The 21202-nt window shown below is 61.9% G+C and carries 20 protein-coding genes; 8 read left to right on the forward strand and 12 right to left on the reverse strand.

What is annotated here, in order from left to right; genetic code table 11:
* Window positions 1-126: 126 nt before the first annotated feature.
* From HX839_RS14065 to yegQ, 4 genes are all read right to left on the reverse strand, one after another.
* Window positions 127-720, reverse strand: a complete 594-nt coding sequence (locus HX839_RS14065; RefSeq protein ID WP_177067202.1) for a glutathione S-transferase — start codon at window positions 718-720, stop codon at window positions 127-129.
* Window positions 717-4355 (reverse strand): AAA family ATPase, encoded by a 3639-nt coding sequence (locus tag HX839_RS14070; protein WP_177067203.1) that lies wholly within the window; start codon window positions 4353-4355, stop codon window positions 717-719. Before HX839_RS14070 ends, HX839_RS14065 begins: the two co-directional genes overlap by 4 nt.
* A complete protein-coding gene (locus HX839_RS14075; RefSeq protein WP_177040023.1) occupies window positions 4352-5593 on the reverse strand; it encodes an exonuclease SbcCD subunit D C-terminal domain-containing protein in 1242 nt (413 codons plus the stop codon). Before HX839_RS14075 ends, HX839_RS14070 begins: the two co-directional genes overlap by 4 nt.
* Window positions 5594-5958: 365 nt before the next feature.
* The gene (gene yegQ / locus HX839_RS14080) at window positions 5959-7278 is read right to left on the reverse strand and encodes a tRNA 5-hydroxyuridine modification protein YegQ (RefSeq protein WP_177067204.1); all 1320 of its coding nucleotides are present in this window, start codon (window positions 7276-7278) and stop codon (window positions 5959-5961) included.
* 150 nt (window positions 7279-7428) lie between these two features.
* Between yegQ and HX839_RS14085 the strand changes: the two genes are divergently transcribed.
* The gene (locus HX839_RS14085; protein ID WP_003211223.1) at window positions 7429-8490 is read left to right on the forward strand and encodes an AI-2E family transporter; all 1062 of its coding nucleotides are present in this window, start codon (window positions 7429-7431) and stop codon (window positions 8488-8490) included.
* Here HX839_RS14085 and HX839_RS14090 read toward each other — a convergent pair.
* From HX839_RS14090 to HX839_RS14100, 3 genes are all read right to left on the reverse strand, one after another.
* Window positions 8487-8666 (reverse strand): hypothetical protein, encoded by a 180-nt coding sequence (locus HX839_RS14090; protein WP_003211225.1) that lies wholly within the window; start codon window positions 8664-8666, stop codon window positions 8487-8489. The two genes, HX839_RS14085 and HX839_RS14090, sit on opposite strands and share 4 nt — an antisense overlap.
* A gap of 103 nt (window positions 8667-8769) precedes the next feature.
* Entirely contained in the window at window positions 8770-8964 is a 195-nt protein-coding gene (locus tag HX839_RS14095; RefSeq protein WP_003211226.1) for a hypothetical protein, read from the reverse strand.
* Between the two features lie 232 nt (window positions 8965-9196).
* Window positions 9197-9550, reverse strand: a complete 354-nt coding sequence (locus tag HX839_RS14100; RefSeq protein WP_008435927.1) for a hypothetical protein — start codon at window positions 9548-9550, stop codon at window positions 9197-9199.
* A 241-nt stretch (window positions 9551-9791) separates the two neighbouring features.
* Between HX839_RS14100 and HX839_RS14105 the strand changes: the two genes are divergently transcribed.
* Entirely contained in the window at window positions 9792-10610 is an 819-nt protein-coding gene (locus HX839_RS14105) for a shikimate 5-dehydrogenase (RefSeq protein ID WP_177067205.1), read from the forward strand.
* Window positions 10611-10847: 237 nt separating this feature from the next.
* Here the strand turns inward: HX839_RS14105 and HX839_RS14110 are convergent, their stop codons facing one another.
* Entirely contained in the window at window positions 10848-11495 is a 648-nt protein-coding gene (locus HX839_RS14110; RefSeq protein WP_003211232.1) for a YceH family protein, read from the reverse strand.
* Between the two features lie 126 nt (window positions 11496-11621).
* Between HX839_RS14110 and HX839_RS14115 the strand changes: the two genes are divergently transcribed.
* A complete protein-coding gene (locus tag HX839_RS14115; RefSeq protein ID WP_003211233.1) occupies window positions 11622-12131 on the forward strand; it encodes a DUF1993 family protein in 510 nt (169 codons plus the stop codon).
* A gap of 68 nt (window positions 12132-12199) precedes the next feature.
* Here HX839_RS14115 and sstT read toward each other — a convergent pair whose 3' ends face one another.
* The gene (gene sstT, locus HX839_RS14120; protein ID WP_087694103.1) at window positions 12200-13420 is read right to left on the reverse strand and encodes a serine/threonine transporter SstT; all 1221 of its coding nucleotides are present in this window, start codon (window positions 13418-13420) and stop codon (window positions 12200-12202) included.
* 214 nt (window positions 13421-13634) lie between these two features.
* Here sstT and HX839_RS14125 point away from each other — a divergent pair, with 214 nt between their 5' ends.
* On the forward strand, window positions 13635-14789 hold the full coding sequence (locus HX839_RS14125; RefSeq protein ID WP_177009760.1) for an MFS transporter: 1155 nt from the start codon (window positions 13635-13637) through the stop codon (window positions 14787-14789).
* A 4-nt stretch (window positions 14790-14793) separates the two neighbouring features.
* On the opposite strand, the gene nhaR is transcribed toward HX839_RS14125, so the two are convergent.
* Window positions 14794-15696: a transcriptional activator NhaR gene (nhaR, locus tag HX839_RS14130; protein ID WP_003211241.1), complete on the reverse strand. Its 903-nt coding sequence runs from the start codon at window positions 15694-15696 to the stop codon at window positions 14794-14796.
* Between the two features lie 134 nt (window positions 15697-15830).
* Here nhaR and HX839_RS14135 point away from each other — a divergent pair, with 134 nt between their 5' ends.
* The 4 genes from HX839_RS14135 (at window position 15831) to mnmH (ending at window position 19091) form a co-directional block, all read left to right on the forward strand.
* On the forward strand, window positions 15831-16094 hold the full coding sequence (locus tag HX839_RS14135; RefSeq protein WP_023658942.1) for a hypothetical protein: 264 nt from the start codon (window positions 15831-15833) through the stop codon (window positions 16092-16094).
* A 28-nt stretch (window positions 16095-16122) separates the two neighbouring features.
* Window positions 16123-16869 carry a TerC family protein gene (locus HX839_RS14140; protein WP_003211245.1) on the forward strand — a complete coding sequence of 249 codons (747 nt, stop codon included), beginning with the start codon at window positions 16123-16125 and terminating at the stop codon, window positions 16867-16869.
* 84 nt (window positions 16870-16953) lie between these two features.
* On the forward strand, window positions 16954-17988 hold the full coding sequence (gene selD, locus HX839_RS14145) for a selenide, water dikinase SelD (RefSeq protein WP_177067206.1): 1035 nt from the start codon (window positions 16954-16956) through the stop codon (window positions 17986-17988).
* Window positions 17988-19091, forward strand: a complete 1104-nt coding sequence (gene mnmH / locus HX839_RS14150) for a tRNA 2-selenouridine(34) synthase MnmH (protein ID WP_177067207.1) — start codon at window positions 17988-17990, stop codon at window positions 19089-19091. The genes selD and mnmH overlap by 1 nt, the downstream gene beginning before the upstream one ends.
* Before the next feature lie 129 nt (window positions 19092-19220).
* On the opposite strand, the gene HX839_RS14155 is transcribed toward mnmH, so the two are convergent.
* Together HX839_RS14155 and HX839_RS14160 are read right to left on the reverse strand one after the other, a co-directional pair.
* Window positions 19221-20276 carry a permease gene (locus tag HX839_RS14155; protein WP_003211251.1) on the reverse strand — a complete coding sequence of 352 codons (1056 nt, stop codon included), beginning with the start codon at window positions 20274-20276 and terminating at the stop codon, window positions 19221-19223.
* Window positions 20277-20405: 129 nt separating this feature from the next.
* Window positions 20406-21107: a histidine phosphatase family protein gene (locus tag HX839_RS14160; protein ID WP_102604857.1), complete on the reverse strand. Its 702-nt coding sequence runs from the start codon at window positions 21105-21107 to the stop codon at window positions 20406-20408.
* Window positions 21108-21202: the final 95 nt, after the last annotated feature.

The raw sequence follows: 21202 nt of genomic DNA on the forward strand, positions 1-21202 counted from the left end.
AAGTTGATGAAGATCAAATGTGGGAGCGGGCTTGCTCGCGAAAGCGCCGGGTCAGTCTATACATGGGCTGACTGATACACCGCCTTCGCGAGCAAGCCCGCTCCCACATTTTGTCCTGCGACAGTCTCAGGTTTTTGCCATCACGGCGATGAACAACGGCGATTCCAGAAACCGCTGCAACCAAGCTCGCAACCGCGGATACGGCGCCCGGCCAAACCACTCCCGATCCACATGGGCAAACTGCCGCACAAACGGTGCAAGTGCCACATCCGCCAGGCTCAAATGCCCGGCCAGCAAATACTCCCGCTCCGCCAGCAACCCCTCCAGCCTCATCAAAAACACCTCACCCTCGGCCCGATAATGCTCCATCGGCTGCTCCGGATAGCGCTCGGCATACTTGTATCGATTCAATTGATGTTTGAAGCCCTGATCATTCTCTTCAATCAGCGCCTGCGTCGCCCGATCATCCCCAAGCAACCAACCCTCAGGATCGTTCTTTGCCAGTGCCCAGCGCATGATCGCCAGGCTTTCATCGATCACCCGGCCATCCACGCTCAGCACCGGCACCGTGCCTTTGGGTGACAACGCCAGCATCTCAGCCGGCTTGGCCTTGAGGCTGACCTCGATGATCTGCACCGCCACCCCTGAATACCGCAGGGCCATCCGCGCCCGCATCGCATAGGGGCAACGGCGGAACGAATACAACACGGCCTTGCTCACTTGACCTCCAGGGTGCTCAAGCCATTGCCCTGGCGCTTGACCTGAATCTGCACCGGAATCCGCTCGTGCATTTCCTGCACATGGGAAATCACCGCCACCTTGCGGCCCTGGGCCTGCAAGCCGTCGAGGGCGTCCATCGCCAGTTGCAGCGACTCGGGGTCGAGACTGCCGAAGCCTTCGTCGATAAACAGCGACTCGATCTTCAACGTGCTCGACGCCATCGACGCCAGGCCCAAGGCCAGCGCCAGCGACACCAGGAACGTCTCGCCGCCGGACAACGAGTGCACCGAACGCAGTTCGTCGCCCATCTCCGTGTCGAGTACCAGCAGGCCGAGCATGCTCCCGCCGCGCTTGAGGCGGTAGCGGCGCACCAGTTGGCGCAGTTGGACGTTGGCGTGGTGCACCAGCAGGTCGAGGTTGTAGGCCTGGGCGATCTTGCGGAAGGTATCGCCGGTGGCCGAGCCGATCAGCGCATTCAGGCGTGCCCAGCGTTGCCATTCTTCGTAGGCCTTGGCGATCTCGGCCGCCAAGGCCTGGTTGGCATCCTGGCGGCGCTGGTCGTCGGCCTGGCGGGCGCGCAGTTCGGCGCAGTGTTTTTCGCCAATGATCAGCGCGGCATTGAGTTCGGCCAGGGCGCTGTCCAGTTGCTCGGCGTCGAGGTTGCCGTTGTGCAGCGCCTGGTGATCCTTGAGCCGCTGTTCGCGCTCTTGCAGCAACACCTTGGCCTGCTCGATGGCTTTTTCGCTGTGTTGCAGTTGCTGGCGTAGCTCGGCCACCTGCGGCTCATCGAAGGCCATCAGGCGCGCCAGGCCTTCGTCATCGAGTTCCGGGTGCAACGCGCGCCAGTCGCTCAGGCGCGTAGTGAGGGCCGCGTGTTCGGTTTCCAGGGACTGTTGGCGTTCTTGCAGCGATTTGAGGTCGGCGGCCAGTTGGATCAACTGGTTGCGGGTGTCCTGCAACTGTTGGTTGGCCTCGGCCTCATGTTGCCGCGCCTGGTCGACGGCCAGGTCCAATTGCTGTTGCCAGTGCTCGGCGCTGGGGCTTTCGCCCAGCAGGCCGGCGAGTTTTTCCTCGGCCGCGTGTTGCAGGGCGCTCTGTTCGGCGAGCTGTTTGTGCAAAGTCTCCAGCTGCTGCTGGCGATGTTGCTGGCGGTCCTGCTCTTTCTCGATGGCTTGCTGGCGCTGTAGCTGCTCGGCCAATTCTTCCTTTTGGTTGTCGAGCTGTTCCAGGCGCTGGCTGACCTGCTGGTCGAGCAACATGAAGGTCGCCGCCGGCTCGCTGCGCAGGCCTTCGAGGGTCTCGGTGGGGAGCAGGCTGGCGAAGGCGTTGAGTTCTTCGTCCAGGCGTTCGCGGTCGTTGGACAGTTCCCGTTGCTGGTCGATCAGTAACTGGCGCGCCTGTTGGCTGGCGTCCTGGGCGGCTTGCAGTTGTTGCTGCAAACGCCCGGCGTTCTGTTGCAGGTTGAGCAGGGCGCCCTGGCGTTGCTCGTCCTGGGTGAGGCTCTGGCTGAGCTGGCTCAGTTGCTGGGCGAGCCAGGCGTCGCGCTTGGCCGCGTCCTGGTTGAACAGCGAGGCCGACAGCGGATGGGCTTCAAGGCTTGGCAGCAAGGCCTGCAACTGGCTGGCGAGTTGCTCCTGTTGTTGCAGGAATTCCTTTTGCTGGGCGATCAGGCCGCCCACTTCGCCACGCAGGTCAGTGAGTTTTTCCTTGAGCACATCCACGGCTTGCTGCGCGTTGGCTTCTTCGCTTTCGTCGTGGCGGGTCAGGCTTTGCAGCATGGCTTCGGGCTGGTGATACGGGTGCTCGACACTGCCGCACACCGGGCACGGCTGCTCATCCTGCAGCTGGCCGCGCAACTCTTCGACGCTGGCACTGCGGGCCAGGCGCTGGCGCTCCAGCAGTTGCTTGGTGACGGTCAGGGTCTGTTCGGCGACGGCCAACTCGGCCTTGGCCTGCAAGCCGCTCTGGTTCAACAGTTCGCGTTGTTGCTGGGCGAGGGTCTGCTTTTGCGTCAGGGCCTGGCTCTGGCTGTCGAGTTGCTGATGGCTGTTCCACAGCCGCGCCAGGTCCTCAAACGCGCGATGTTGCTTGCGGTTGTCCTGGAGCAGGCTGCCGAGCAACTGGATTTGTTCGGCCACTGCATGGGGTTCGGCGCCGGCTTCGTGGTACAGCAGGTCAAGGGCTTCGCGTTGCTCGGTCCATTTTTCACCGAGACGGGTGGCGCGCTCTTCCAGTTGTGGCAGTTCGGCCTGGCCTTTATTGAGGCGATTGCCGATCAGCATCAGCTGTTGCAAGCGGTCGCGGTAGGCGCTCCAGGCCTCACTCAACGGCGCGAGGGCGGCGCTGCGTTCAAGCTCTGCGGCCAGCCTGTGCAGGCGCTCGGCGACAACTTTCTGCTTGTCGAGCAAGCCGCTCAACGTCGCCTGGCCTTCCACGCAGGCAGCTTCACCCAGCTGTTTCTCTTCGCTGCGTTTGGCCAGTTCGCGGGTCAAGTGGGCGAGGGTGGTTTGCTCCTCGAAGGCCTGGCGCAGCAAGGGCACAGCGTCGGCTTGCTGCTTGAGGGCCTGGGCGAGGGCGGCTTGCACGTCGGCCTGTTGCTGTTGCAGTTGGGTCTGGCGGGTGTGCAGCGCGGTTTGTTGCTCAAGGTGCTGCTGGATCTGCGCGGCAAGGGGCTGCAGCTGCGTGGTCAGTTCGGCCTGGCGGGCGAAGTGGTGACGTTGCGGCGCCAGTTGTTCCAGGCGGCTGAGGTCCAGGCGCTGCGGGCCCTGGCTTGCCCAGTGTTGCTGGGCCTGTTGCAGTTGCTCGACCGCACTTTGTTGGCGCTCCTGCCACTCCCGCAGTTCCTTCAGCCAGGTGTGCTGCAACTCGAGTTGCTTGAATTGCGCCTGCTGGGTCTTGAGCAGTTGCTGTGCGGCGGCCAGTTGTGCGTCGAGTTCGGCGCGGGCCTCGGGGGCCAGCGGGGTGACGCCGGTGGCCTGGTCCTGCAGGTGTTTGTGGGCGTCCCGGGCGTCCTTGGCCTTATCGAACGCGCGGCGGCCGAGTTGGGTGTAGAGCGCGGTGTCGGTGAGCTTTTCCAGCAGTTCGCTGCGCTCGTTGTCGTTGGCCTTGAGGAACGCACTGAACTCACTTTGCGCCAGCAACACGGCGCGGGTGAACTGCTCGAAGTTCAGGCCCAGGGCCAATTCCAGCTGGGTCTTGTATTCGGTTTTCTGGCTGGCCAGCAGCTGCTCGCTGTCCAGGTCGATCAGGCTTTGCCGGCTGGCTTGCAGCTTGCCGCTGGCCTTGTCCCGGGCGCGGTTGGCTTCCCAGCGGGCGCGGTAGCGACGGCCACTGACGCCGACAAAATCCACTTCGGCATAACCGCCGCCAGTGCCCCGGCGAATCAGGGTGCGTGGGTCACCGATGGAAATATCGGTGTCGGCATCCGGCATTTTTGCCTGGCCGGTATCGCCCAGGCGCGGCACGGCGCCAAACAGCGCCAGGCACAGCGCATCGAGCAAGGTACTTTTGCCGGCGCCGGTGGGCCCGGTAATCGCGAACAGCCCGGCGCTGGCCAGGGGCTCGGCGGTAAAGTCGATTTCAAACGGACCCGCCAAAGAGGCGAGGTTTTTCAGGCGAATGGCGAGGATCTTCATGGCTGTTCGCCCTCCTGTTGCACTTCCTGGAGCAGCACGGCGAAGTCCTTCAGGGTCTGTTCGTCCACTTCACTGCCGTAGCTTTCCTGCCAGGCGCGGCTGAACAATTCCTGGGGCGTGAGCTGGTCGAGTTCGATCAGGCGGTCTTCCTGGCTGTCTTCACGGCCTCCGTTGCCTGCGTATTCAGCGGCGATGCGCACCAGGCGCACGGCCTTGCCTTGCAGGGCGTTTTCCACCTGCTGGCGCAGGTCGGGTTGCGGTTCGTCGAGGCGCACCCGCACTTCCAGCCACGGTTGGCGCTGGGTTTCGGCCAGCAGGTCGATGTCGGGCAGGTCGGCCAGTTGCTTGAGGATGTCGGCCAGGGGCGCGGCTTCCAGGCGTTGCAGGTTGACCGAGCGCGGGATCAGGCGGGATTCGACGCTGACCAGGATTTCGCCGTCCAGTTGCACGTCGAGGATCTGGTGCTGGTAGCCGATTTCCGAGAATGACAGCGGAATCGGTGAGCCGCAGTAGCGAATCCGCTCCTCGCCATTCACCCGCTGGGGTTTATGCAAATGGCCGAGGGCCACATAGCTGACGCTGGCATCGAACAGGCTCGCCGGCAGCGCTTCGGCATTGCCGATGATCAGGCTGCGCTCGGAGTCTTCCGACACCGAGCCGCCGGCCATGTGCGCATGGCTGATGGCAACCAGTGCCTGGCCCGGCTGGCGCTTGGCATTGGCGGCAGCAATCAGCCACTCGTGAACCTGGCCGATGCCCCGCAGGTAATCGTCCCCCAGTTGGGCGCCGGTCACTTCGGCCGGGCGCAGGAACGGCAATGCCAGGCACCAGCCGGCAATTTCACCGTCGGCACCGGGCAATGGAATCAGCAGGCGTTCGACATCCAGTTGTCCGTCATCCAGCCACAGCACCCGGCCCAGGGCGTGGGTGCGCAGGCGGCGCATCAACGGCGCCGGCAGTTCGATGCGCGAGCCGGAGTCGTGGTTGCCGGCGATCATCACGATGGTCAGTGCAGGGTTTTGCTCATGGGCGCTGATGATGAAGTCGTACAGCCGCTCCTGGGCCTTGAGTGGCGGGTTGACCGTGTCGAAAATATCGCCGGCGATCAACAGCACGTCAGGGCGATGCAGGCCCAACTGGCCCAGCAGCCAGTCGAGGAAGCAGGCGTGTTCGAAGTCGCGTTCCTGGCCGTGCAGGTTTTGCCCAAGGTGCCAGTCGGAGGTATGAAACAGACGCAAGGCGATCTCCGTAAAAAAGAGGGTGACCGCTCAAGACAAGGTGGCGGTACGCAGAACCGCCAATTCTACTTTGCAAATGAACCTAGTGCGCGTACGCCCTGCTTTTTGTGGCGAGGGAGCTTGCTGTGGTGAAGGAGATTGCTGGTGAAAGGAGCTTGCTGTGGCGAGGGAGCTTGCTCCCGCTGGGCTGCGAAGCAGCCCCAAAACAGGCAAATGCGCTTCTTCCTGGAAAACCGCATCAGCCGGATAAGGGCCGCTTCGCGCCCCAGCGGGAGCAAGCTCCCTCGCCACAGCAATCTCCTTCACCAAAGCAATCTCCCTCACCACAGAAAGCGGTCTCACACTCATTGAGGTGTCTGGCGAAGTTAAACGTCGCGCATCAAAAGGCCGAAGCGCAGATCCGTCTCCGCCGGGATCGGCAGATACACCGTATGGCCGTCGCCCGGCGCCACTTCGATAGCCTCGCCCTTGGCGTTGTGCAGCGTGGCCAGGTCAAAGTGGAAATTCCCCGCCGGGGTCATCAGTTCCAGGTGATTACCCACGGCAAAGCGGTTCTTCACCTTGACCTCGGCCAGTTCGCCGCGCCGTTCACCGGTGAGCTCGCCGACGAACTGCTGACGTTCAGACACCGAGCTGCCGTTCTGGTAGTTCTGGTATTCATCGTGCACGTGTCGGCGCAGGAAACCTTCGGTGTAGCCGCGCTGGGCCAGGGATTCGAGGTTGGTCATCAAGCCCCGGTCAAAGTCGCGCCCGGCCACCGCGTCATCAATCGCCTGGCGATATACCTGGGTGGTGCGGGCGCAGTAAAAGTGGGATTTGGTGCGGCCTTCGATCTTCAACGAGTGCACGCCCATGCGCGTCAGCCGCTCGACGTGCTGCACCGCCCGCAGGTCCTTGGCGTTCATGATGTAGGTGCCGTGTTCATCTTCGAAGGCGGGCATCTGTTCGTCGGGGCGATTGGCCTCCTGCAGCAGGAACACCTGGTCGGTGGGCGCACCGAGGCCCAGGGTCGGCTCGGGCGCATAGTGCTGCACGATGTCGCCGGCGGCGTTTTCCACCGCCGGCGTCGCCTGGTATTTCCAGCGGCAGGCGTTGGTGCAGGTGCCTTGGTTGGCATCGCGTTTGTTCATGTAGCCCGACAGCAGGCAGCGCCCGGAATAGGCCATGCACAGCGCGCCGTGCACAAATACTTCCAGCTCCATGGCGGGGACTTGCTGACGGATTTCCTCGATCTCTTCCAGCGACAGCTCCCGGGACAGGATGATCCGGCAGATGCCTTGGGCCTGCCAGAACTCGACGCTGGCCCAGTTCACCGTATTGGCCTGTACCGACAGGTGGATCGGCATGTGTGGGAAGTGTCGGCGCACCAGCATGATCAGGCCAGGGTCGGACATGATCAGCGCATCCGGGCCCATGGCGATCACCGGGGCGAGGTCCTTGAGGAAAGTTTTCAGCTTGGCGTTGTGGGGCGCGATATTCACCACCACGTAGAAGCGCTTGCCCTGGGCCTGGGCTTCCTGGATTCCGAGGGCGAGGTTGGCGTGGTCGAACTCGTTATTGCGCACCCGCAAGCTGTAGCGCGGTTGCCCGGCGTAGACGGCATCGGCGCCGTAGGCAAAGGCATAACGCATGTTTTTCAGGGTGCCGGCGGGGGCGAGCAGTTCGGGAGCGATAACGGGGGGCATGGGTTCAGGTCGCAAAAGGGCGGCAGGGTAGCGGTGCCCGTCGCGACGTTTATTGATCCAGATCTAAGAAGTAGGGCACTCGCAGGATTTGCAGCGGACTAAGCATCAGGGTGCACATGAGTGTCCTGCGTTTTTTGAGATGGATCGGCCATGAATCAGACCAACCTGCAATTCAAAACCCTGCTGTTACTGCTCGCCCTGGTGACCATCGCGTTTATCTGGATTTTGCTGCCGTTCTACGGCGCGGTGTTCTGGGCGGTGATCCTGGGGATCATCTTTGCGCCGATGCAACGGCGCTTCCAGCAACGTTTTGGCTGGAACCGCAATCTCACATCCCTGGCAACCCTGACGGTGTGCCTGATAATCGCGATTCTGCCGGTGATCATCACCAGTGCCTTGCTGGTGCAGGAGGGCGCGACGCTTTACAAGAACGTCGAGAGCGGCAAGCTCGACGTTGCCGGGTATATCGAGCAGTTCAAGAACTTCCTGCCACCGTATTTCCAGCACCTGCTGGACCGCTTCGGCATGGGCAACCTGGAAGGCCTGCGGGAGAAGATCGTCAAGAGTGCGATGCAGGGCAGCCAGTTTTTTGCGACCCAGGCGTTCAGCTTCGGCCAGGGCACCTTTGACTTCCTGGTGAGCTTTTTCATCATGCTGTACTTGCTGTACTTCCTGCTGCGCGATGGCCCCGAGCTGGTACGCAAGGTGCGCACGGCGGTGCCGCTGGCCGAACCGCAGAAGCGTCGCCTGCAATTGAAGTTCAACCGGGTGGTGCGTGCCACGGTGAAAGGCAACGTGCTGGTAGCAGTCACGCAAGGCGCGTTGGGTGGCTTGATCTTCTGGTTCCTGGACATTCCCAGCGCGTTGCTCTGGGCGGTGTTGATGGCGTTTCTGTCGCTGCTGCCGGCGGTGGGCGCGGGGATCGTGTGGGGGCCGGTGGCGGCGTACTTCCTGCTGAGCGGGTCGATCTGGCAGGGCGTGGTGCTCGGGTTGTTCGGGGTATTTGTGATCGGGCTGGTGGACAATGTGCTAAGGCCCATCCTGGTGGGCAAGGACACCCGCATGCCGGATTACCTGATCCTTATCTCAACCTTGGGCGGCCTGTCGATCTTTGGCTTGAACGGCTTTGTCATCGGGCCACTGATTGCTGCGTTGTTCATGTCCAGCTGGGCGCTGTTTGTGGAAACCAAACCGCGGGTGCAACTGCCTTAGGCATGAAAGCAATGCGCCATTTTGACCGACAGGGCCTGGGCGGCCGGTAGTGAAGTGAGTGGGCCGCTGATGGCTTCGCCATCGCGTACCAGGTACCAGCAGGCGAGCAAGCCAAGCTCCCGCAGAGAGGCGGGAACGGCACTGCCGATGACAGACATGATTTGAATAGTGGGCATGATGACCTCCGATACGCTATGGAGGTGACATTACGGTGCGTGGGCCTTCAGGGAAAATCAACCTGCTCGATAGTCGACATCACTGTTATCGAGCGACCCTCAGTCAGTCGACCACCTGGTCGAGCATATGCACCACTTCCTGTTCACTGAGCAGGCCCTTGCGCACCAGGTTTTCCGTCAGCAAGGACAGGAACTTGGCGTTGCGATGGCCTTCCAGGGCCTTGAGCTCCGTCAGTACGCTATAGACCTTGCTCGAGGTGCAGAGGCCGGCGGTGCGATGTGGGTTTTGCGTGGGCATGGGCAATCGTCCTTGTTGTTATTGGTCGGACAGTGTTGATAGTGGAAGCCTTTTGAGACACAAACATGACAGCGCAGGCCCCGTTCGGGCAAGCGCCTATTGAGATCAATGATGTGGGATTTGGCCACAGCCATTGTCCTTATAACGACCTTGGCGAGATTTATTCAGACCTGCAGGCCAAAAAAAGGCCCCGCTTTTAGGGCGGAGCCTGTTCAGGTGTATCAGTTGAGGCTTACCAGCCGCGACCGTAATAGCCATGTGGAGGGCCGTAGTAGCCGCGCGGTGGGCCGTAGTAGACCGGCGCCGGGCGGTAATAAACCTGTTGTTGCACATACACAGGCGGTGGCGGTGCGTAGTAGACCGGCGGCGGAGCGGCATACACCGGCTGCGGCTGGACATACACCGGTTGTTGCACGTAGACCGGCCGCGATTGACTGGCGACGATCGAGCCGCCTACCACTGCACCAACAACGGCTCCCAGTGCGAGCGGAGCACCCCAACCACCACCGTGGGCGGAGGCCTGTCCTGCCATAGCGAGTGCGCCGATCAGCAAGGCGATCTTGGGGAGTTTACGAATCATGGTCATTCCTCGGTTAGCCCCTGCGCTCATGGTCTGCAATCAATCGACTCAAGGATTGTCGCGGGGATACTTTTAAGACAGCGTATTTCTAAAAAACAGCACAGCCGATAGGTAAAGGTTGTGTAAGGTCTGTATCGGTTGGCTTACACAAGTGGCCGGGCACAGTGCGTATGATCCATGAGAACCCGCCGGCGCGGGTATTCCGTCTATCCGAAACCGCCTCTGGAATGGCTTCAAGGAGTTACCGATGCAGATGAACCCCAACAAGGACACCCAACTGTGCATGTCACTGTCGGCGCGCCCCGGGAACTTTGGCCTGCGCTTTCATAACCACCTGTACGAGCAGTTGGGGTTGAATTTCTACTACAAGGCCTTCAGTAGCCAGGACCTGCAGGGCGCCGTCGGTGGCATTCGGGCCTTGGGTATTCGGGGTTGTGGCGTGTCGATGCCGTTCAAGGAAGCCTGTATTGCCCTGGTGGATGAGCTGGACGATTCGGCGCGGGCCATTGCGTCAATCAATACCATCGTCAACACCGACGGGCATTTGAAGGCCTACAACACCGATTACATTGCCATCGAGCAACTGCTGCACAAGCACCAGGTGCCCAAGGACTCGACCTTCGCCCTGCGCGGCAGCGGCGGCATGGCCAAGGCGGTGGCCAGTGCCTTGCGCGATGGCGGCTACGCGAAGGGCGTGATCGTGGCGCGCAATGAAGAAGCGGGCCGGGCGCTGGCCCAGAGCCTGGGGTATGAGTGGCAGGCGCAGTTGGGTGCCTTGCGCCCGCAGATGCTGGTCAACGTGACGCCGATTGGCATGACCGGAGGGGCGGAAGCGGATCAGTTGGCGTTTGAAGCTGACGCGGTTGATGCGGCCGAGACGGTCTTCGATGTGGTGGCGATTCCCTCGGAAACCCCACTGATCCTGCGTGGACGGGCCCAGGGCAAACGAGTGATCACCGGTTTGGAAGTGATCGCCATCCAGGCGTTGGAGCAGTTTGTGCTTTACACCGGCGTGCGGCCGACGGATGAACAGTTTCAGGCGGCGGTGGCATTTGCCCGGAGCTGAGCATCACCGCTGGCGGTGTGGAGAGGGAGCTTGCTGTGGAGGGTGAGCTTGCTGTGGCAAGGGAGCTTGCTGTGGAGAGTGAGCTTTTGTGGCGAGGGAGCTTGCTCCCGCTGGGTTGCGCAGCAGCCCCAAGAAAATGGGAGCGCTACGCACTCCAGCGGGAGCAAGCTCCCTCGCCACAGCAAGCTCCCTCGCCACAAAAGCTCCATCACCACAGAAGCCCACTCACCACAAACATTACTCGAGCCGCGAAAGGCGCTCTTCCAGCGCCGCAATCCGCGCTTCCAGCTCTTCGATACGCTCCAGGGAAACCCCACTTCCCGCACCACGCTCCACCGGATTCCCACGCGCCGCCAGGATCGCTTCAATGTCCGCCGGGTCGCCCAGGGCGTGCATGTACCGATCTTCCCGCTGCCCCGACTGACGCGGCACCAACAACGCCAGCCCACGGGCAATCAGGCGTTCCAGTTGATGCACCACCTGCTCGGCGTCTTCAAAGTCATGCATGCGCCCGCTCCGGGTCAGCAGTTCGTTGACCGTCTGCGGCCCCCGCAGGAACAGCAACCCGCTGAGAATCACCTGGGCCGGCACCAGCTCCAGCGCCTTGTCCACCCGATGCTCCCAGCGGTCGGCGCGGCTGCCCATCACCAGCCGGGTAAACCCGCGGCCTTCCAGGGCCCGCAGGCTCTGGCCAACCTGGCCCTGGCTGAGGTTCATCACCGGTTCGCGACTGGTTTTCTGGTTACAGGCGATCACCAGCGCGTTGAGGGTCAACGGGTAGGTTTCAGGGCTGGTGGCCTGTTTTTCGATCAGGCAGCCCAGGATGCGGATTTCCGTGCTGTTCAGGCGCGGTTCTTCGGAAGTGGTGTCGTGCTCGGTGGTCATCGCGCTTTCCCTAATGCAGTGAGCTCACTAGCCTAATCCTGAAAAAATAAAAGACAAGCGGCGCCGGTGGCCGGCATGTCTATAATCGCGGCTGTTTCAAACCCTGCCACAACTGTCGAGACTGTCATGACTATTTCCCTGTACGCCGCTTCCCTCCCGGTCTTCAAGCAAATGCTCAACGCCCTGAGCGATGTGCTGAACAAGGCCGAGGCCCACGCCACCGCCAAGAACATCGACCCGAACGCCTTCCTGCAGGCACGCCTGTACCCGGACATGTTCCCGCTGGTGCGTCAGGTGCAGATCGCCGTCGACTTCGCCAAAGGCGTTTCTGCCCGCCTGGCTGAAATCGAAGTTCCGAAATACGACGATACAGAAGTCACCTTCGCCGACCTGCAAGCGCTGATCGCCAAGGTCCTGGCGTTTATCGACACCATCACCCCGGCCCAGGTCGACGGTAAAGAAGGCATCGAGATCATCACTCGCCCTGGCACCCCGAAAGAGAAGCGCTTCAGCGGCCAGTCGTACCTGCTGAGCTACGGCCTGCCGCAGTTCTTCTTCCACGTCACCACCGCTTACGCCTTGCTGCGTCACAACGGCGTGGAAGTGGGCAAGCGCGACTACATGGGCGCGTTCTAAGCCTTGTAATAAAAAGCCCGGGGCGGTTCATTCACGAACCGCCCCGGGCTTTTTTGTGCGCGCAAGGTCTACGCGGCTTGTTCTTCCTTGCCCAGGCACGCGGCAGCGGTGAACAACACGTCGGTGGACGAGTTCAGTGCGGTCTCCGCCGAGTCCTGCAACACGCCGATGATGAAGCCCACGGCCACCACCTGCATGGCGATTTCGCTGGGAATGCCGAACAGGCTGCACGCCAGCGGGATCAACAGCAGCGAGCCCCCGGCAACCCCCGACGCGCCGCAGGCACACACCGCCGCGACCACGCTGAGCAGCACGGCGGTGGGGATGTCCACGGCAATGCCCAGGGTGTGCACGGCGGCCAGGGTCAGCACGGTGATGGTGATGGCAGCGCCGGCCATATTGATGGTGGCGCCCAGCGGGATCGACACCGAGTACGTGTCTTCATGCAGGCCCAGGCGCTTGCTCAACGCCAGGTTGACCGGAATGTTGGCCGCCGAACTGCGGGTGAAAAACGCGGTGATCCCGCTTTCCCGCAGGCACATCAGCACCAGCGGGTAAGGGTTGCGGCGCAGCTTCCAGAACACGATGGCCGGGTTGATCACCAGCGCGACGAACAGCATGCAGCCGATCAACACCAGCAGCAGGTGTGCGTAGCCCAGCAGGGCGCCGAAGCCGGACGTGGCGAGGGTCGAGGCCACCAGGCCGAAAATCCCCAGGGGCGCGAAGCGGATCACCATGCGCACGATCAGCGTGACGCCGTTGGACAGGTCCCCCAGCACGGTGCGGGTGGTGTCGCTGGCATGGCGAATGGCGATGCCCATGCCGATGGCCCACGCCAGGATACCGATGAAATTGGCGTTCATCAGCGCGTTGACCGGGTTGTCCACCACGCTCAGCAACAGGCTTTGCAACACATCACCGATACCGCCGGGAGGGCTGACGGCCACATCGTGGGTGGCCAGCACCAGCGAGGAGGGGAACAGCGTGCTGGCGATCACCGCGACCACGGCGGCAGCGAACGTGCCCAGCAGGTACAGGAACAGGATCGGGCGGATATGGGTTTCCTGGCCGTGCTTGTGGCTGGCAATCGAGGCCATCACCAGCACAAATACCAGGATGGGCGCGACGGCCTTGAGCGCCGAGACAAAGACCTTGCCAATAAACCCGGTGGCTTGTGCGACGTCGGGCAACAGCAGGGCCAACAGGATACCGGCGATCAGGCCGATGACAATTTGGGTGACCAGGCTGATAGACATCAGGCGTTGAAAGAGGGAAGGGGCAGCAGTCATAAAAAGGTTGTCTCTGGTTTTTTTAATAGATGCAGCTAGGCAGCATGAATCTGGCAGGGGCGAAGTCTAACATCTGTAGGAAACGTCTAATCCGGGTGCGGCGTTCCGTCACCACGATGGGACACATTCTGTTAACATTGCCCATCCTCTTATTTCTTCTCTATCAGCGGGCCCTCCGGGCTGTCGTTGATGTCGCTGTTTTCTGGAGTTTTTAATGCTGTTTCCGATCCTGCTGTTGTCGGCAGCCGGTTTTACCGTGCTGACCACAGAGTTCATCATCGTCGGCCTGTTGCCTTCCATCGCCCGGGACCTCGATGTAAGCGTGTCCCAGGCCGGGTTGCTGGTGACGTTGTTCGCCTTCACCGTGGCGGCGTTTGGCCCGTTCCTCACCGCATATTTCGCCCGGTTCGAGCGCAAGCGGCTGTTTATCACGATCCTGATCATGTTCGGCCTGGCCAACACTCTGGCGGCGATGGCCTCGAATATCTGGGTCATGTCCCTGGCCCGGTTGATCCCGGCACTGGGGCTGCCGGTGTTCTGGGCCCTGGCCAGCGAAACAGCGGTGGACATTGTCGGGCCGGACTTCGCCGGCCGCGCGATTGAAAAAATCGGCTTCGGCATCGTGTGTGCCACGGTCTTCGGGATCCCGGTGGGCACGCTGATTTCCGATATGTTCGGCTGGCGCACCGCCTTTGGCATTCTCGCGGTGGTGGCGTTCGCCAAGGCCCTGCTGCTGTTTATCTACCTGCCGAAGACCCGGGCAAAGCACGACCAGGTCAGCCTGCGCTCGCAGTTCAAGATCTTGCGCAGCCCGCTGATGCAGGGCCATATCCTGCTGTCGATCCTGGTGTTCAGCGGGATGTTCACCGCCTACACCTACCTGGCAGACATTCTCGAACGCCTGGCGGGTTTTGACGGCACGGTAGTGGGCTGGTGCCTCATGGGCTTTGGCGCGGTCGGCCTGATCGGCAACTCTTTGGGCGGGCGCATGGTCGACCGTCATCCGCTGATTGCGTCGATGGTGTTCTGCGGTTTCATGATCGCCGGCATGGTGGCGCTGGTGCCCGCCATCCATTCCACGATCGGGTTGGCGGCGGCGATGGCGGTATGGGGCGTGACCCAGGCGGCATTGTTTCTGGTCAGCCATGTGCGACTGATGAAGGCCGCACCCCATGCGCCGGCGTTTGCCGCCTCGTTGAACATTGCCGGGGCCAACCTGGGTATTGGCCTGGGGGCGCTGGTGGGCGGGCACGTGATCGACACCCTGGGCCTGGGCAGCCTCGGGTTTGCCGCGGCGGGCTTTATCCTGTTGTCGATCCTGCTGGCGCTGTGGCTGATGACCGCCAAGACCCGCGCCGTCTGCGCCTGAGCCTTCAGGGCAGGGAAGTGAACAGCTCCCGTCTGGCACCTTCGGTAATCGCCACGATGCCGGGGTGCTTGACCTTGCGCTCCACCGAGATTGCATAAAACGATTCGGTCACCGCATCCGTCTGGCCGATCAGCGCCACGCCATACTGGCGTTCCACCTCGTCGGCAATCACGCTCGGCGCGATGAAAATCCCGCTGCCGGATTGGCCAAAGGCCTGCATCAACGCGCTGTCGTCAAATTCCCCGACAATCCGAGGCTGGATCTGCTGCTCGGCAAACCAGCGCAGCAAACGGCTGCGCACCACCGTCTCCGCCCCCGGAATCAACAGCGGCGCACCCTGCAGGCATTGTGGGAAATCGCCGCGATGCTGGTCAGCCAATGCCTGGGTTGCGAAGAAACTGATGCCGCATTCCCCCAGCTTCTGGCTGTAGCCTTTGATGTCCAGGTGCGGCGGCATCGGGCTGTCGGAGATCACCAGGTCCAGGCGCTGGATCGCCAGGTCCGCCAGCAAGCGTTCGAGTTTGTCTTCACGGCAGGTGATGCGGATCGGCTCGCTCAACTCCATGGTTGGCGCAATCAGCCGATAGACGATGGACTTGGGCACCACATCCGCGACGCCAACCCGGAACAGGATCTGCTGCTCATTGGGCTGGGTGCGCAACATCGCTTCAAGCTCATTGCCCAGCTGGAACATCTGCTCGGCATAGGGCAGCGCCTGGCGCCCGGCTTCGGTCAGCTCCAGCTGGCGCCCGACCTTCTGGAACAATGCCACGCCAAAGGTCTGTTCCAGCAGGCTGATCTGCCCGCTGATGGTCTGCGGCGTGAGGTTCAGTTGCTCGCAGGCGCGCACGATGCTGCCGGTCTTGGCGACGACCCAGAAGTAGTGCAGTTGTCGGTAATTAAGCATGGCGGCCAATACTTCGTTAAAACCGAAGTATAAACGAAAAAAATACGAATTTTCCTGAAGTGTTCCCCTGCATAGAATGCGTCGCTATCGAGGGGCCACTACTTGGACCCGACGGTTCTAACGAGGAACGCATCATGAAACTCAATTCCCTGGGCGCAACGGCGTTACTTGGGCTTTCATTAGTCATGCTCAGTGGCTGTGACCAAGCGGAAAAAAGCGCGCAACAACTGCTGGGCAAGGCCACTGAGTCGGCCAAGCAAGTGATTGACGACACCCACCAGGCCGCCGAGCAGGCGTTGAGTGACGCGACCAAGGGCTTGATCGCACCGCCGCAAGGCAAGCCGGACAAGCCGGAACAGGAAGACAGCAAGCCTGAGTCCACCTCCCAAGAAACCTGATACCCGCACACAACACCAGGAATGACCTATGGAATACCTTTTACAACTGGCCGCCAGCCCGACCGCGTGGATCGCACTGGCCACCCTGATCGTCATGGAGATCGTGCTGGGGATCGATAACCTGATCTTTATCTCGATTCTCACCAACAAGTTGCCGGTGAAGCACCGGGCCAAGGCCCGCCGCATCGGCATCAGCATGGCATTGATCCTGCGTCTGGGCCTGTTGAGCACCATCGCCTTTATCGTGCAGCTGACCGAGCCGGTCATCGACATCCTGGGGCAGTCGTTCTCCTGGAAAGACATGATCCTGATCGCCGGTGGCCTGTTCCTGGTGTGGAAGGCCACCACCGAGATCCATCACAGCATGGACCCCGAGAAGGAGCATGTGGACACCGGCGCGCCGAGCGTGACCCTGGGCTTCGCCTCGGCGATTGGCCAGATCCTGCTGCTGGACATGGTGTTTTCCATCGACAGCATCATCACCGCCGTGGGCATGACCGAGCACTTGCCGATCATGATCATTGCCGTGGTGGTCTCGGTGATCGTGATGCTGGTGGCGGCCGAGCCGCTGGCCAAGTTCATCAACGACAACCCGACCATTGTGATGTTGGCCCTGGGCTTCCTCATCATGATCGGTATGACGCTGATCGCCGAAGGTTTCGGCGCCCATGTGCCAAAAGGCTATGTGTATGCGGCCATGGCGTTCTCGGCGGCCATCGAATGCCTGAACATGATGCGACGCAACCGGCATAAACGGCTTGCTGCCAAACACTAAGGGCTGAACATAAGGGCCGACTGCATGCAGTCGGCCTTTTACTGTCTGCTAGAATCCGCCCACTTGACGCCTTGAGGGATACCCATGAACGAGCCGATTCGCCTGACCCAATACAGCCACGGTGCTGGTTGCGGTTGCAAGATCTCACCTCAGGTACTGGAAGTGATCCTCGCCGGCAGTGGCGCACAGAACCTCGACCCCAAGCTCTGGGTAGGCAACGCTTCGCGCGATGACGCGGCGGTGTACGCCATCGACGAGGAGCGCGGCGTGGTGTCCACCACCGACTTTTTCATGCCGATCGTCGATGACCCCTTCGACTTCGGCCGCATTGCCGCCACCAATGCCATCAGCGATATCTATGCGATGGGCGGCGATCCGTTGATGGCCATCGCGATTCTCGGCTGGCCGGTCAACGTGCTGGCTCCGGAGATTGCCCGGGAAGTGATTCGCGGCGGCCGTTCCGTGTGTGACGCTGCCGGGATTCCCCTGGCCGGCGGCCACTCCATCGACGCCCCGGAGCCGATCTTCGGCCTGGCCGTCACCGGGCTGGTGGAGAAGCGCCACATGAAGCGCAACGACACCGCCACCGCCGGTTGCCAGCTGTACCTGACCAAACCCCTGGGCATCGGCATCCTTACCACGGCCGAGAAGAAGGGCAAGCTGCGCGAGGCCGACGTGGGCCTGGCCCGTGACTGGATGTGCACCCTCAACAAACCCGGCAGCCGTTTTGGCAAGCTGGCCAGTGTCACGGCCATGACCGACGTCACCGGTTTCGGCCTGTTGGGCCACCTGGTGGAAATGGCCGACGGCAGCCAATTAACTGCCCGCATCGAATACGAAAAAGTCCCACGCCTGCCCGGGGTTGAGTACTACCTGGAACAGGGCTGCGTCCCCGGCGGCACCTTGCGCAATTTCGACAGCTACGCCAGCAAGCTGGGGCGCCTGAACGAACTGCACAAGCGCGTGCTGTGCGACCCGCAAACCAGCGGCGGGCTGCTGGTGGCGGTCACCCCCGAAGGCAATGCCGAATTCCTCGCCGTGGCGGCGGAGCTGGGCCTGAACCTTGAGCCGATCGGCGAACTGGTTGAGCGACAGACCAACGCGGTAGAGGTGTTCTGATGCCCATCGACATCACCGATTACCGCGACATCTTTCTCAACGACCGGCCGATGATGGATACCCGCGCGCCGATCGAGTTCATCAAGGGCGCGTTTCCCGGGGTGGTCAACCTGCCGTTGATGACCGACGACGAGCGCGAACGGGTGGGCACCTGTTACAAGCAGCAAGGCCAGCAGGCGGCCATTGTTCTCGGGCACGAACTGGTGTCCGGGGCGATCAAGGCCGAACGTATCGAACACTGGGCGCGTTTTGCCCAGGCCAATCCGGATGGTCTGCTGTACTGCTTTCGCGGCGGGATGCGTTCGCAGATTGCCCAGCAATGGTTGAAAACCGAGGCGGGTATCGACTATCCGCGAGTGGGCGGTGGCTACAAGGCCATGCGGACTTTCCTGCTCGACACGGTTGAAAGCGCCACCGCGCAATGCGACTTCGTACTGTTGGGCGGCATGACCGGTACCGGCAAGACCGAAGTGCTCGGCCAGTTGAACAACGCCCTGGACCTGGAAGGCCACGCCAACCATCGCGGTTCCAGCTTCGGCAAACGCGCCACGGCGCAACCTTCCAACATCGACTTCGAAAACCGCCTGGCGGTGGACCTGCTGAAAAAGCGTGCCGCCGGTATCGAGCAGTTTGTGGTCGAGGATGAGAGCCGCATGATCGGCAGCTGCGCGCTGCCGTTGCCCCTGCACAAAGGCATGCAGGGCTTCCCGATGGTCTGGCTGGAAGACAGCGTTGAAGGCCGGGTGGAGCGCATCCTGAAGGATTATGTGGTGGACCTCTGCGCCGAGTTTGTCGCGGTGTTTGGCGACACTGGCCAGGAACTGTTTGCCGAGCGCCTGACCCAGAGCCTGGGCAATATCCACAAGCGCCTGGGCGGCGAGCGGTTTGCGCGGTTGCACGCGATCATGCAGGAAGCATTGGCAGAACAAGCCAGCAGCGGCGCGGTGGATTTGCACCGCGGCTGGATTGAAGGGCTGTTGCGTGAGTACTACGACCCGATGTATGCGTTCCAGCGGGAAAGCAAAGGCGCACGCATCGAGTTTGCGGGAGAGCAAGCGGCGGTGGTGGAGTATTTCCGGGACAGGCTCGCTCGGCGTACGTGATTGATTGAGTTTGCCGGCCCCTTCGCGAGCAAGCCCGCTCCCACATTCGACCGCGTTTATCCAGTAGGAATGCGGTCAAAAGGTGGGAGCGGGCTTGCCCGCGAAGAGGCCCTCAAACTCACCCAATCACTACAGGATAAACGCCCCGATCAGCCCACACACCACCCCCATCAGCATGGTCAAGCCGGCCACAGTCACCAGTACCCGCGCATCGAAATCCTTGCGCAGCATCAGCAGCGACGGCAGGCTCACGCTCGGCAGCGTCATCAGCAAGGCCACGGCCGGGCCGGTGCCCATGCCGAGGGTCATCATGGTCTGCACGATGGGGATTTCGGCGGCGGTCGGGATCACGAACAACGTGCCGACAATCGCCAGAGGCACCAGCCACACCAGGCTGTTGGCCATGGCGCCGTCAACGTGGGGAAACAGCCAGACCCGCGCCGCGCCAAGGATCAGCACCGCCAGGATGTACACCGGAATCGTGCTCCAGAACAGCTGCCACAGGGTGCGCAGCCAGCGGGTCAGGAACGGTTCGGTTTCGGCATGGCTGGCCTGGGCCACGGCGTCGAGCGCGGCTTCCGGTACCTGCTCCGGCCGCGCGATGCGTTGCGCCACCAGCGAAACACCCACCACCAGCACGATCCCGGCCACCAACCGCAGCGCGGTAAAGCCCCAGCCCAGCACAAAGCCCATGAACACCAGTGTCGCCGGGTTCAGCACCGGGTTGGCAATCCAGAACGCCAGCGCCGCGCCGACCGAGACTTTCTGCCGACGCATACCGGCCGCCACCGGAGCGGCGCAGCAACTGCACATCATCCCCGGCAGGGCGAACAGCCCGCCACGCAGGGTAGATCCCAGCCCGGCACGGCCAAACAGGCGCAGCAGCCAGTCCCGTGGGATCAGCACTTGCAGCAATGAGCCGAGAATGACCGCCAGCACCGCAGCCTTCCAGATCGCCAGGAAATACACCTGGGCATAGGCCAGCGCGGCGGCCAGTGGCGCGCTTTGCTGGTCGTTGAGAATCGAGGCGCCGATGCTGTGGTTGTCTGCCGCGATAAACGCCTTGGCGTAGTAGGGCGACCATTTCACGTAGTAGAGGCCGACGCAGGCCACCAGCAGGAACAGCGCTGGTTTCCACCAGAAGGACCAGCCCCGGGCAGGCTGGGTGGAGGAGAGGTTGGACATGTAGATGATCCGCAGGTGAGTCAATAGCGCAACATCATACGCTGTACAAGGCCGCCTCCGAAGCACTGTGGCGAGGGAGCTTGCTGTGGCGAGGGAGCAAGCTCCCTCGCCACGGGTCTTCAGGGGCGGTCAGATATCGGCGCTGACTTGCGTTGCGTCCGGGCAAGTCTGCTGGCCATTATCCAGGCCTTGCTTGTAGTTGCGGCTGAGCAGCGAGGCCTTGCCGTTGTGCCAGGTCAGGGTCAACACATACAAGCTATCGAAATCGCTGCCGGACCAATCGTCGGTAATCACATGTTTTTCACCGACGGCCTCGCTTGCCACCTTGTTGATCAAGTCCGGCAGATACCCATGGGACCAGGCAGTGTAGATGACGGCGTTGTGGTATTTGTCTTCCACCAGTTCGTCAGCGAGGGCGCTGGTGTCATTGGCCGAGAACTTGATGTTGACCGGCAACCCGAGCTTGATCGCGCTGGGGCTGATGGTCATCAACGGGCGGATGTAGCTGTAGGAGTTGTCTTTCTCGCCTTCCTCGACATTGCGGGTCGGGTTGGGTGCGAACACGTAGTTGGCGTTGCCGAATTTTTCCGGCAGCACGGTGGCCAGGTTCATCGCACGGTTAAGCCCCTGGCAGTTGAGTTGGCCGAGGCCCCCGGCAGGTTTCTCGCCATGGCGCAGGAACACCAGGGTTTGCACGCCGTCGACCGGCTGGGCGCGGCTGACCCGCGATTCCAGGCTAAGGCCGACCGCGGCGCTCACCAGCAATACCGGCAGCAGGATGTAGGAGTAGCGTTTGAAGCGTTTCGCAAGGCACAGAGGCTTGATGGTCATGATGGTTCTAAGTCTCGGTGCAGGGATTCAGGGCAAGCAAGCCCAGCCATCGGGCGCTCTTTAAGAGTCCCCCAAGGCAGTTTGGTTCGTTTCGC

It is taken from the genome of Pseudomonas sp. I8001 (assembly GCF_013385345.1).
In the GTDB taxonomy this organism is placed as follows: domain Bacteria; phylum Pseudomonadota; class Gammaproteobacteria; order Pseudomonadales; family Pseudomonadaceae; genus Aquipseudomonas.